Source organism: Amycolatopsis orientalis DSM 43388, assembly GCF_000411975.1.
In the GTDB taxonomy this organism is placed as follows: Bacteria; Actinomycetota; Actinomycetes; order Mycobacteriales; family Pseudonocardiaceae; genus Amycolatopsis; species Amycolatopsis orientalis_D.
This window is the reverse complement of record NZ_ASXG01000110.1, coordinates 1-12,231: the sequence shown is the minus strand read 5'-3', so window position 1 is coordinate 12,231 and position 12,231 is coordinate 1. Positions and strand designations below refer to the sequence as shown.

13 protein-coding genes are annotated in these 12,231 nt (G+C 71.7%); 8 read left to right on the top strand and 5 right to left on the bottom strand.

The features are described from left to right. Positions 1-258 precede the first annotated feature (258 nt). Positions 259-1,221, bottom strand: a complete 963-nt coding sequence (locus L942_RS21660) for a hypothetical protein (RefSeq protein ID WP_037363357.1) — start codon at positions 1,219-1,221, stop codon at positions 259-261. 213 nt (positions 1,222-1,434) lie between these two features. Between L942_RS21660 and L942_RS21655 the strand changes: the two genes are divergently transcribed. The 6 genes from L942_RS21655 (at position 1,435) to L942_RS21630 (ending at position 5,551) form a co-directional block, all read left to right on the top strand. Further along, the gene (locus tag L942_RS21655; protein WP_081655165.1) at positions 1,435-1,776 is read left to right on the top strand and encodes a WXG100 family type VII secretion target; all 342 of its coding nucleotides are present in this window, start codon (positions 1,435-1,437) and stop codon (positions 1,774-1,776) included. A gap of 16 nt (positions 1,777-1,792) precedes the next feature. Beyond that, positions 1,793-2,092 carry a hypothetical protein gene (locus L942_RS21650; protein WP_020657677.1) on the top strand — a complete coding sequence of 100 codons (300 nt, stop codon included), beginning with the start codon at positions 1,793-1,795 and terminating at the stop codon, positions 2,090-2,092. Between the two features lie 96 nt (positions 2,093-2,188). Beyond that, a complete protein-coding gene (locus tag L942_RS21645; RefSeq protein ID WP_037363355.1) occupies positions 2,189-2,572 on the top strand; it encodes a hypothetical protein in 384 nt (127 codons plus the stop codon). Further along, complete coding sequence (locus L942_RS21640) at positions 2,569-3,903, top strand: WXG100 family type VII secretion target (RefSeq protein ID WP_037363352.1); 1,335 nt, start codon at positions 2,569-2,571, stop codon at positions 3,901-3,903. Before L942_RS21645 ends, L942_RS21640 begins: the two co-directional genes overlap by 4 nt. Then, positions 3,900-5,177, top strand: coding sequence for an alpha/beta hydrolase (locus L942_RS21635; protein WP_037363350.1), 1,278 nt, complete (start codon positions 3,900-3,902; stop codon positions 5,175-5,177). The genes L942_RS21640 and L942_RS21635 overlap by 4 nt, the downstream gene beginning before the upstream one ends. Next, on the top strand, positions 5,174-5,551 hold the full coding sequence (locus tag L942_RS21630; protein WP_037363348.1) for a hypothetical protein: 378 nt from the start codon (positions 5,174-5,176) through the stop codon (positions 5,549-5,551). The genes L942_RS21635 and L942_RS21630 overlap by 4 nt, the downstream gene beginning before the upstream one ends. Positions 5,552-5,577: 26 nt before the next feature. Here the strand turns inward: L942_RS21630 and L942_RS21625 are convergent, their stop codons facing one another. From L942_RS21625 to nadA, 4 genes are all read right to left on the bottom strand, one after another. Beyond that, the gene (locus L942_RS21625) at positions 5,578-6,747 is read right to left on the bottom strand and encodes a S8 family serine peptidase (protein WP_037363346.1); all 1,170 of its coding nucleotides are present in this window, start codon (positions 6,745-6,747) and stop codon (positions 5,578-5,580) included. A gap of 62 nt (positions 6,748-6,809) precedes the next feature. Then, positions 6,810-7,703 carry a carboxylating nicotinate-nucleotide diphosphorylase gene (gene nadC / locus L942_RS21620; RefSeq protein ID WP_037363342.1) on the bottom strand — a complete coding sequence of 298 codons (894 nt, stop codon included), beginning with the start codon at positions 7,701-7,703 and terminating at the stop codon, positions 6,810-6,812. Further along, on the bottom strand, positions 7,700-9,349 hold the full coding sequence (locus L942_RS21615) for an L-aspartate oxidase (RefSeq protein WP_081655164.1): 1,650 nt from the start codon (positions 9,347-9,349) through the stop codon (positions 7,700-7,702). The genes nadC and L942_RS21615 overlap by 4 nt, the downstream gene beginning before the upstream one ends. After that, positions 9,346-10,356 carry a quinolinate synthase NadA gene (gene nadA, locus L942_RS21610; protein WP_037363338.1) on the bottom strand — a complete coding sequence of 337 codons (1,011 nt, stop codon included), beginning with the start codon at positions 10,354-10,356 and terminating at the stop codon, positions 9,346-9,348. Before nadA ends, L942_RS21615 begins: the two co-directional genes overlap by 4 nt. 145 nt (positions 10,357-10,501) lie before the next feature. Here nadA and L942_RS21605 point away from each other — a divergent pair, with 145 nt between their 5' ends. Together L942_RS21605 and L942_RS21600 are read left to right on the top strand one after the other, a co-directional pair. Then, the gene (locus L942_RS21605; protein ID WP_268745733.1) at positions 10,502-11,143 is read left to right on the top strand and encodes an NUDIX hydrolase; all 642 of its coding nucleotides are present in this window, start codon (positions 10,502-10,504) and stop codon (positions 11,141-11,143) included. 42 nt (positions 11,144-11,185) lie between these two features. Next, the gene (locus L942_RS21600) at positions 11,186-11,902 is read left to right on the top strand and encodes an LON peptidase substrate-binding domain-containing protein (protein ID WP_037363333.1); all 717 of its coding nucleotides are present in this window, start codon (positions 11,186-11,188) and stop codon (positions 11,900-11,902) included. Positions 11,903-12,231: the final 329 nt, after the last annotated feature.

Below are 12,231 nucleotides of genomic sequence, written 5' to 3'. Positions count from 1 at the left end.
TTTCCCGCCTTGACAAGCACCCACCGCCCGTCAGCACAATCAAGCTTCGGGGTGCCCCACGCCGGGACAAGGCGCAATGTCGCCGCCAGGCGACGAGCCGCCGCCCCCGCCACCCAGCAGCAAACCGCCCCACCAGCTCAAGCACCTCACCGCGGCTGACCCGCCGCTGTCCGTACTCGAACGCGACGTCGCCCGACACGCGCCGCAGCGAATCCACGCACGCCCAGCCCGGCAAGAGGTAGAGATACCGGAGAGATCTCAGAGCCCCCTCAATGCCCGCCGCTGAGCGGAAACGCGCGCCGACAGCACACCGCCGAGCACCACCGCCGCGGCCAATCCGGCCGCCGCAGCCAGCGTCCAGAAGTCCGGCCGCACGATCGACTGCCCGCGCATCGCCTGCCACGCAGTGAGCACGATGAGCCCGGCGTACCCGAACGCGCCGGTCCACACCAGCCGCCGCCGCACGAGTTCGTTCGACAGCATCGGATACCGCCGGGACAGCGCGACCAGCCCGAGCGCCAGCAGCGGCAGCGCCTGAATCGCATGGATTCCCACGAAATGCGCGATCCGCAAATCCCCGCCGACCGTGCTCCAGCCGAGCAGCGGCAATCCCGGCCCGCCGTCCTCGAGACCGATCGTGTGCCCGCCGATCATCGCCGGTTTCCCGCCGCCGTCCAGCACCCGCTGCTGTGCCGGGCTGGCCGAGAACATCAAGAGCGCCAACCCCATTCCGCCCGCCGCGAGCGCGGTTCCCCACCGCAGCGCGGACGTCAGCGCGCGATCCGGCAGCTTCTGGAACAGCAGCAGGACGACCACCGCTGCGGTCGCGCCCCACGCGACGAACGCCCCAGTGGCCAGGAGGTTGCCGATCGTCACGTCGGCGGGTGTCGCGTGGTTGAAATGCAGCGGACGGTCTTGGAGCAACACCTGCCACACCAGCAATGCCATGTCCGTGCCCATCCCGACCGCGAACGCCGTGCCCATCCACCAGCCGACGCGGCGGCCGCGTTTCACCAAGGACAACAGCCAGGCCAGCGTCGGCGCGTACACCAGCACGGATACCGCGAATTTGAACGGTTTCGCCCACAACGGCGCGTTGACGAGCGTGCGATCATCCAGCAGCAGCCCGAACCCGCACGCGATCAGCAACAGCACCATCGCCCCGGCCAGCACGCCGAGCGGGCGGTGCAGCCGGAACAGTCGCAATCCCCAGGAAGCCATGGAGCCAGCCTGGCCGCACGCGGGAAGCCGGGCACTGGCGTCGGCCCCCGTCTCGCCGGTAGGGCGCGCCCCACCTGTGGGTAATAGTGCCGTCAACGCGACCGGCAGTTGTGCCGTTTGACCACACCGCCTCTTTTTCTAGCGTGACATTCACACCGCGCGGCCCGCCGCGCACCGGGATTTTCCACGAGAGGGAAGGAGGTGGCCCGTCAGATGTCCAGTCCGGGATTCCAGGCAGATTCCGCTGCCATGACGCGCGCCGTCCAGGGCTTCGAGGAAACCGCTTCGAACGCGAAGACGACGATGGCCAGCTTGGAGTCCGAGCTGACCGAGACGCTGCGGAACTACAAGGGCGACCAGGCGGTCGCCTTCTGGGACCTGCAGCGCAGGCTCCAGGAGAAGATGGCCGCCGCCGTCCAGGAGCTCGACACCATGTCGCAGCTCGTGCACACCAGCCACGCGAACTACAACGCGGGCGACGCCGACGTGCACCAGAGCTTCCAGGCCGTCAGCCACACCGTCGAGGGCAACGTGATCCCTCGCCTCAACCGCTGAGAGAGGACCAGACACCATGGCTGACGTCGTAGAAATCAGCTTCGGGGCGCTGCAGCACAGCTCCGCGTCGCTCGCCGCCAAGGCGAAGGCGCTGACCTCCCAGCTGGAGCAGCTGCACCAGAACCTGCAGCCGATCACCCAGACCTGGTACGCCTCGGGCAGCTCCGCCGGCGAAGCGGCGCGCGCGTCCGAGACCCGGCTCCGCCAGGCGACCGCCGACATCGTCGCGATCATCGCGCAGTTCGGCGCCAAGGTCGGCGACGCCCACGATCTCCAGCACCAGCTGGAGAACCGCAACCAGGGCCTGTTCGCCTGATCCGGCCCCGACGCCGGCCGTCCGGGACGGGACCACCCCCGCCCGCTCCGGACGGCCGGCTTTCCCGCGTCCTGCCGCACGAGAGGTCACCGGCCGATGCCCGACCAGTCGTACTACGTCCACCTGGAATCGCTGACGGACTTCGTCCGGGAGCTGGAAACCCAGATCCACGCGATGTCCCGGCCGAACGACTTCCTGCGCACCCTCGGGGAGCATCCGCTGCTGTTCGGGGAGTTCGGGGAAGCCGCTTCGCTCGCCGACGCCCACCGCGCCGCGGTCGCCGAAATGCAGGGCCTGCTCGAACAGGTCCGCGGGGCGATCACGTTCGCGCAGGACGTCACCACCACCGTCGCCGACGGATACGCCCAGGCCGACCAGTCGGTCGCGGGCGACCTGCACCACTCGGGTCAGCAGACCGGTCTGCTCGACCCGCTTTTTTCGTTGCTGGGCTTGGAATCCTCTGGGGGTAAGGACGCATGAGCGGCCCTCGCACCAACTTCGCCGGCTACACCCACCAGCAGCTCTACGCGATGCTGCAGGCGGGCGACCCGACCACCGCGCGCGCCGCGGCCGAACAGTGGGGTTCGGCCTCGCGCGGGCTGTACGACCAGGCCGAGAACCTGTCCGATCAGCTGACCGACTTCTCCAGCGCGTGGACCGGCGGCGCGGCCGACCAGTACCGGACCATGATGACCGACCTCGTCGGCGGCATCCGCAAGGTCGCGGTCACCGCGCAGGGCATGCGCGACATGCTGGAGGACGCCGCGGACGCGCTGGTCAAGGCGAAGGCCGAGATGCCGCCGCCGGTCGCGGTGCCGGACGTCTCCCCCGCCGACGTCGCGCTGGCGGTCAACCCGCCGCTGCTCCCGCCGGACGCCCCGCCGGCCACGATCATCGCCGCGACCCAGCAGCGGCAGCAGGCGATCGCCAACGTCGAAGCGCAGCAACAGGCCGCCAACGCCGCCGGGTCCGCGCACGCGAAGGCGATCGTCGTGATGAACACCCTCGCGACTAACTACGACACTGCCGAGGATTCGATCCCGGTTTCGCCGAACGCGGCCGCCCCGCCGCCCAAGCCCGTCCCCGGCGGCGGCGCTTCGACCGGCGGCGCCCCCGGCCCGATCGGCAACAGCCCGGACGGCGGCACCGCGGTCGGCGCCCCGGTCGACTCGCACCCGCTGCCCACCGACGGCACCCAGATTCCCGGCTCCCCGTCCGGGCACCCGGCGCAGACGTCGGGAAGCCCGCTGTTCGGCGACATGTTCACCGCCGGTCTCGCGGCCGCCTCGGCGGCGGCGTTCGGCCGGTTCGGCTCGATCATGCCGAGGGTTCCGTCATGGGCCTCGGGCGGCGGCAAGGACAACAAGGACAAAGACAAGGACGGCAAGGACAAGGAGCCGGAGACCCCGCCGGGCACGAAACTCGGCGGCGGAGCCGGTCCCGCGGGCGGGGGCGGCGGCGGCATCCCGGTCGGCGGCGGGGAAGCCCCGTCGATCGACGGCGGCGGCATTCCGTCCGGCGGCGGCCTCAGCGGATCCGGGGAAGCCCCGGCCGCGCACTCCGGACTCGCCGGCACCGCCCCGTCGAACGTCCTCAGCGGACTCGCGGGCGGGGCCGCCGGTGCGGCGGGCGCGGCGGCCAAGAGCGCCATGCCGATGATGCCCATGATGCCGATGGGCATGGGCGCCGGAGCCGACCTGGGCTCCGGCCGGCGGATTCCCGCGTGGCTCGTCGAAACCGAGAACGTGTGGGGCCAGCAGGCCCCGGTCGCGCCCTCGGTCGTCGGCGAAGAGCCGGCCGACCAGCCGTGACCGACGGCTACCGGGTCGCCCCGGCGAAACTCGCCGCCGCGGCGTCCGAAGTGGACGCTCGCGCCGGAGCGATCCGGACCGCGGGGCAGTCCGTGGCGGGCGAACGCGTGGCCGCCACGGCCTTCGGCCAGGTCGCCGCGTCGTCCGGCTGTGCCGCCGGGCTGGCGAAGACGCTCAGCGCGCTCGCCGCGGACGTGGACCAGCGCGTCGTCCGCGCCCAAGTGCTCCGGGACGGTCTCACCGCGTCTTCGGCGGGATACCGGCGCGCCGACGAGCAGGTGGCGGCGATGTACCGCTCGCTGCTGCCCGAGGAGCCGCTTCCGTCCGCCGGGAAATCCGCCGCGAGCGGCGGCTGGGCGGGGACCATCGCGGCCAACCGGATGAAGGTCTCCGACGCGCTCGCCGCCGAGCGGATCCGTCTCGCCGGACTGTCCGATCCGGACGCCATCGCCCGCTCGAAGCGGCGGATCGCGTTGTACCAGAGCATTCTCGACGACCGCCGGCAGATCCTGCGGTTCGATCCGTCCGGCAACGGGCGGATCGCCGAACTGGTCGGCTCGATCCAGCCGGGCACGCGCAACGTCGGGCTGTTCGTGCCCGGCGTGCACACCCGGATGGACACCTTCCAGTCCTACGCCGACCTCGGCCGCAGTCTCGTCGCCGCCGATCCGAGCGGCCGCACCGCGATGGTCGTGTGGGCCGACGGCGTGTTCCCGCAGAACGTCACCACCGAGGGCGCCGAAGCCAGCTACGCGCAGACGATGGCCCCGAACCTCAAGGCGTTCGGCGACGAACTGCGCGGCCAGGTCGACGCCCAGACCGGCGGCGCGGCCACGATCACCGCGATCGGGCACAGCTACGGCGGCGCCACCGTCGGGCTCGCTGACCAGCAAGGCTTGCCAGTGGACCGGGTGCTGCACGTAGAGTCGGCGGGCATGGGACACGGCGTATGGAGCCCCGCGGACCTGCCGCCGAGCCAGGCCGGCGTGCAGCGGTATTCGATGACCGCACCGCTCGACCCGATCGTCCTCGCCCAGGGCAACGCCGGGGCACTGGAATGGACCGGCATCGGCCACGGCGCCGACCCGGACATCTTCCCCGGCGTCACCGAACTCGCCACCGGCCGCGACGCCGCCGGCAACGTGCAGTGGGGCTTGTCCTCGCACAGCGGCGTGCTCAAGCCGGGTTCGGATTCCTGGGAGAACATCTACGGCGTGTTGACCGGCGGCCACGTCACTGAGGCTCCCGCGCCGGTTCCGGCGGTGCTGCCGTGATCACCCGGGAACTGAAGGATCTGGCCGCCGAACTGACGAACGTCGTCGACAGCGTGGCCGCGGCGTTCGGACCGCGCGCACTGGCCACAGTGGACGGTGAACTGGACTGCGATCCGTCGCGGCCGGGGCAGTTGGTGTGCTGGCAGTACGGGGTCCGGTTGGAGGAAAGCCCAGGCGCGCTGCGCGTGCTGGCCGAGGCGGTGCGTCCGACGTTGGAAAAGGCGGGCTGGGAAGCGTACGACCGCAGCACCTATCGCGAGGTGATCGCACGGTTTTCCCGCGACGGCGCGGATTTCAGCGTCCACCTCGCTCGGGACGGACGCGGCGTCGCGATCATCGGCTCGACCCGCCTCGTGAGCGTTGAGACCGGTTAGAACCGGCATCGCCGCTCACGACACCCTCACGCCCGAAACCGCGACGGCCGCCACCCACGCCGCCGCCCCCGCCGGAACGCCGCCACGCCCACCCCGGCCGCGGCCGCGACCGCGACCCCGCCTACCGCAACCACTCCCGCCGCCACGTCCGACGTCGGCCGAGCCTGCGCCGCGGCCGGAACCACTGCGGGCAGCGCAGACCGCACCGCCGCGGCACTCGGACCGGGCGCGTTCGCGGGCAATGTCGAAGACACCGCGGCGTAAGCGTCGACCATTCCCCAGCCCCGGCGCGGATCGCGCGCCCCAGACGGCGGGCGGGAAGCGGTGAGCAGCAACCGGTTCACCACTTCTTCGCCCTTCAGTTCCGGATGCGCCGAGCGAACCAGCGCCGCGACTCCGGCGACATACGCCGCGGCCAGGCTCGGGTCGGTGATCGGCCACCGGTGCGCGACCGCGCCTCCGCCGCCGGCCGACGTGCTCACCAGATTCGCGCCGGGCGCGGAGATTCCGAGGTAATCCCCGGCTTCGGTCTGCACCGGCGCGCCGGATTCGTCCGTCGAGCCGACCGCGAGCACGCCCTTCGACGCGGTCGGATACGTATGCGCCCCTTGCTGAGTCGCCGCCGCGGCCGAAATCACCACGGCTCCGCGCGACTTCGCGTGGTCGAGCGCCGCGGTGAGCGCCGGGCTGTCCGATCCCGCCGGGACCGCCACGAGAAGCACGCCCGCACCACGGTCGACCGCCGTGTCGATCGCCCCGGCCAGCGCACCGGGATCGCCGCCGCCGTCCGAGGACGAACCGTTGCTTTCGGTGTAGCGCAAGGGAAGCAGCTTCACGCCGGGCGCGACGCCGGTGAAGGTGGTCTCGTCCGCCGGCTGCGCCCCGACAATGCCCGCCGCGATCGTGCCGCGTCCGTCGCAGTCGGAATCCGCGGTGCCGGCCCCGCCGAGCACCTGTCCCGGCCCGAATTGCGCGTTCTGCTTGTCGACGCCGGTGCCGATCACCGCGACGGTCTGGCCCTCGCCCCTGGTCAGCGCCCACAGCCGCGGCGGGTTGACCAGCCGTTGCCCCCACGACACCGGACCGGTGTACGGGCCGGACGGATTCGCGCACGAGGCCGCCCCGGCCGAGGTCGCCGTGACGGGCAGGCCGAGCGCCACGAGCGCGGCCACCGCTCCGGCGGCAATTCCCCGCACCGCGGCCCCCTCCCCTTGTCCGACAAGGAGATTCTAGTGGAGAGCGGGCCGCGGCGACAGGGTCAACGCAGGTCCATCCCGAGATCGAGGGCGGGCGAGGAATGCGTGAGCCCGCCGACGGAGAGATAGTCCACTCCGGACTCGGCGTACGGGCGTGCGACCTCGAGCGTCAGCCCGCCGGACGACTCCAGCCGCGTCGTCGGCGACACCTCGTCCCGCCGCGCGACCGCCTTCACGCACTCCTCCGGCGTGAAGTTGTCCAGCAGCACCTCGTCCGCCCGTGCGGTCAGCGCCTCGTCCAGCTGGGCCAGATCGTCCACCTCGACCTCGCACGGCAGCTGCGGCGCGTGCTCGCGAGCCGCCGCCAGCGCCGCGGTGACCGAACCGGCCGCGACCACGTGGTTGTCCTTGATCAGCACCGCGTCGCCGAGCCCCATCCGGTGGTTCACGCCGCCGCCGCATCGCACCGCGTACTTCTGCAGCAGCCGCAACCCCGGGGTCGTCTTGCGCGAATCCCTTACCGCAGCGCCGGTTCCCTCGATCGCGGACACCCACGCCGCGGTGGCCGTCGCCACTCCGGACAGCAAGCACAACAGGTTCAGCGCCGTGCGCTCCGCGGTCAGCAGCCCGCGCACCGGACCCCGCAGCACGAGCACCGGCTCTCCCGCGACGGCGCGCGAACCGTCCTCGCGGATCGAGACCACCTCGTAGTCGTCGCCGAGCACCTCGTCGAAAACCGCCAGCGCCACCGGAATCCCGGCCACGACCCCGGCGACGCGCGGCGTCAGCTCCGCCACCGCGCGGGCGTCCGCCGGAACCGTGGCCGCCGTCGTGGCGTCCGGCCCGTACCGCAGATCCTCTTCCAGCGCGGTGGTCACGACCCGCCGGACATCGGCGACGTCCAGCCCGTCCACCATCAGCGCCTGCTTGACCGCTTCGGAAAATTCCCCGCTCATGCCACCCCTTCCAACGACGCCGCCTCGACCAGCACCGGCTGCCCCGACGGGCTCAGCCGGATCAGCCGGCTCCGCCGCAGTCCTTCGTCCCGCTCCGGGAAGTCCGTCCGCACGTGGCATCCCCGCGATTCCGTCCGCCGCTCCGCCGCCGCGAGCAACGCCTGCGCCACCACGGTGAGCGCCGCGTCCTCGACCGCCCGGTGCGTCCACAACGGACTGTCCGTTGTCGACAAATCGAGCGCCGAGCCCGCCGCGGCGAGTCCGTCCGCGTCCCGGCCGATCGCCGCGTACCGGCTCATCACCCGTTGCAGCACATCCCGTTCCGCTGCCGGAGCGACTGTCCTTTGCGGACTCCGCCCCCGCGCCGGATCCGGCAGCAACCCGGCCGCCAGATCCGCGGCGACCGCCTCCGCGGCCCGCTGCCCTACGACGAGACCCTCGAGAAGACTGTTGGACGCCAACCGGTTCGCCCCGTGCAACCCGGTCCGGGCCACCTCGCCCGCCGCGTACAGCCCGCGCACGGTCGAGCGTCCGTCCACAGTGGCCACCACGCCACCGCACGCGAAGTGCGCCGCGGGCGTCACCGGGATCGCGTCGACCGCCGGGTCGATCCCGAGCACCGCACACGCCGCGTGCACCGTCGGGAACCGCTTCGCGAACCCGGGAATGTTAGTGGCGTCAAGGAAAACGTGGTCGTCGATGCCGCCGGGAGCCAACGTCTGCCGCCGGGTGATCGCCGCCGCCACGACGTCGCGCGGAGCGAGGTCGCCGAGCGGATGCACCCCGGCCATCACCGACGCGCCCGCACCGTCCACGAGCGTCGCACCCTCGCCGCGCACCGCCTCCGTGACGAGCGGACACCGCCCGCGCGCGCCCGGCGTGTACAGCACCGTCGGGTGGAACTGCACGAACTCGATGTCGGCTACCGCCGCGCCAGCGCGCAACGCGAGCGCCAGCCCGTCTCCGGTCGCGATCTCCGGATTGGACGTCGCCTGGTACAGCTGCCCGAACCCGCCGCTGGCCAGCACCACCGCGGACGCGCGCACGACTCCCGGCACGCCGTTGCGGTCGAGCACCGTCACACCGGCCACCTCGCCCGCGGACGTGCGCAGCGCGTCGACCGCGAGGTGGTGCTCCAGCACCGGGATCCGCCGCTCGCCGGCCTGCGCGACCAGCGCGCGCTCGACCTCCGCCCCGGTCGCGTCGCCGCCCGCGTGGATCACCCGGAACGCGCTGTGCCCGCCCTCGCGAGCCCGCGACAGGCCGCTCGAACCGTGATCGAACACCGCGCCGTTCTGCCGCAGCTCGGTCACCGCCGCCGGACCCCCGCCGACGATCGACCGCACCGCGTCCTCGTCGCAGAGCCCGGCTCCGGCGGTGAGCGTGTCGGCCGTGTGCTTCTCGACCGTGTCGCCCTCGTCGCGCTCGCCGTCGAGCACCACGGCCACGCCGCCCTGTGCCCACCGGGTGTTGCCGTCGGAGACCGCCGCCTTCGTCACGACCAGCACGTGCAGGCCGAGTTCGCGGGCCCGCAGCGCCGCCGACAACCCGGCCACGCCGCTGCCGATCACCACCACATCGGCCCGCGCTTCCCAGCGAGGATCCGGTGCGGTTTTCGCCTCTTCGGCGTTAACTAGGCCACTCATTCCCCACCGCCGGGCTGCCCGATTTCGATCATCCGCCGCACCGACGCGCGGGCCCGCGAAGCCGTCTCCGGGTCGACGTGGACCTCGTCCGCGCCCTCGGTGAGGCTCCGCAGCAGCGCGGCCGGGGTGATCATCTTCATGTACCGGCACGACGCCCGGTCGTTCACCGCGCGGAAGTCGATCTCCGGCGCGGCCTTGCGCAGCTGGTGGATCATGCCGATCTCGGTGGCCACGAGCACCGAGGTCGCCTTGGTGTCGCGCGCCGCGTGCACCATGTCGCCGGTGGACAGGATCTTGACCCGCTCCGGGGCCACCGCCCCCTCTCCGGCCAGGTAAAGCGCCGACGTCGCGCAGCCGCATTCGGGGTGGATGAACAGGTCGGCGTCCGGGCTCTCCTCGGCGCGCGCGGCCAGTTCGGCCCCGTTGATGCCGGCGTGCACGTGGCATTCCCCAGCCCAGACGTGCATGTTCTCGCGCCCGGTCACGCGCTTGACGTGCGCGCCGAGGAACTGGTCCGGCAGGAAGAGAACTTCCTGGTCAGCCGGGATGGAAGCGACCACGTCGACCGCGTTCGACGACGTGCAGCAGATGTCCGTCTCGGCCTTGACCTCGGCCGTGGTGTTCACGTACGAGACGACCACCGCGCCCGGGTGCTCGGCCTTCCATTCGCGCAGCTGAGCGCCGGTGATGGAGTCCGCGAGCGAGCAGCCTGCCCGCGCGTCCGGGATCAGCACCGTCTTCTCCGGGGCCAGGATCTTCGCGGTCTCGGCCATGAAGTGCACGCCGCAGAAGACGATCGTGGACGCGTCGCTGCTGGCCGCGATCCGGCTGAGCGCCAGCGAGTCGCCGGTGAAGTCGGCGATGTCCTGGATCTCCGGGACCTGGTAGTTGTGCGCGAGCAGCACCGCGTCGCGCTTGCGGGCCAGCTCCCGCACGCGGGCGGCCCAGTCGGCGTCCGCGACGACCCCGCCGTAAGGGGTCAGATCCTGGTCGAGCGTGGTGGTCATTTCTTCGGCCCTCTCGAGAATCGCCGGCCTCGGAACCGGATCGACCCCGGTTCCTCCCCATCCGGTTTTCGCCTTATAATCGAAAACCGTGCGAAGCCATCTTAACACCCGAGCCCCCCTCGCCCACGAGGTTCTGGCGGCAGTACTGCAAGTGCGCTCGGACACACTCCGCGTGCTGCTGTGGCGCCGAGCGCTCGATCCGCACCTGGGCCGCTGGTCGCTCCCCGGCGGCCGGCTGCGCCCCGACGAGGACGTCGAGACGTCCATCCGGCGACAGCTCGCGGAGAAGGTGGACGTGCGCCAGCTGAAGCACGTGGAACAGCTGGCGGTCTTCAGCGCCCCCGACCGCGTCCCCGGCCCGCGGGTCGTCGCCACCGCGTTCCTCGGCCTGGTCCCGTCCGACGTCGACCCCGAGGTCCCCGAAGACACCGAGTGGCACGACGTGGACGCCCTGCCGCGCACCGCGTTCGACCACGAGGCGATCGTGCTGCGCGCCCGCGACCGGCTGCGGTCGAAACTGAGCTACACCAACCTGGGTTTCGCGCTGGCCCCAGAGGAATTCACCATCTCCGCGCTGCGGGGCTTGTACTCCGCCGCGCTCGGCTACAAAGTCTCCGCGACGAACCTGCAACGCGTGCTCCAGCGGCGCGGCCTGCTAGTCCCGACCGGGCACACCGCACCCCCCGGCCGGACCGGCGGACGACCCGCCGCGCTCTTTTCTTTCGCCGCGAAAGACATGCACATCACCGACCCTTTCGCGGTCCTGAAGCCCCCGCCGCGGCGGTAAACACGAACTGCGCCGGGGCTCGGCAGCCCGTACCGTGGACGCGTGACCGAGCCAGAGCAGTGCCCCAGCGGAACGGCGACCCTGCCGTTGTTCCCGCTGCAAACCGTGCTGCTCCCGGGTACTCACCTGCCGCTGCACATCTTCGAACCGCGCTACCGGCAGCTGACCGCGGACCTGGTCACCGGCACCGTCCCCGCGCACGAATTCGGCGTGGTTGCCCTGCGCGCGCCCTTGGTCCGCGAAGTAAGTGGTCTGGACCACCTGTACAGCGTCGGCTGCAGCACGATCCTGCGCGAAGCGAAACGCCTCCCGGACGGCCGCTACGACGTAGTCACCCGCGCCGCCCGCCGTTTCCGCCTGCGCGAACTGCACCGGACGTCCGCGCCGTACTTGATGGCCGTGGTGGACTGGCTCCCCGACGACCCGGTGCCCGCCGCAGCGGAATCCACGGCCCGCCAGCTGGCCGAAGTAGCCCGCGTTGCCCACCAGCGCTACTGCGAAGCCGCCTGGCACGCAGACGACTGGCACCCGCCCCACGACGACGCCGACCTGGGCGAACTCGCCTACCAACTAGCCGCCGACTGCCTGCTCCCGCTCGAAGACCGGCAGCTGCTGCTGGAGGAAACCCACCCGCTGCGCCGCCTGCGCATCGCCTGCCGCCTGCTCACCAGAGAAGCCGGTTTCCTGGAAACCCTGGGCGCCGTGCCGCTTCCGCCCACCGAACTGGCGACCTTCACCAAACCCGCGGACCTGAACTAGTCCTCGCCGCGCTCTTTCCGTTGCGGCCACCTTCGCGGCCCCTGATTCCCCCAGGTTCCCCTCACGACCCACCCCGGCAGCGCCCCGGCGTCCGTGAGGGACCCTTCACGGAATTAGATTCCCTCAAGGAGCCCTTCACGGACCCTCTCCCGCCATCGCCGCTTACGCCCCATGCCACATTCGTCGCATCCCACGCACCCAAGCCGCGGACCCACCACACACCGCAGCCACCGCACCCACCCATCGAGGCACCCAGCCCCACCCCCGCACCCCGATACGAAGCCAAACTGCGGACGGCGGGTGCTTGTCAAGGCATCTTTCCCGCCTTG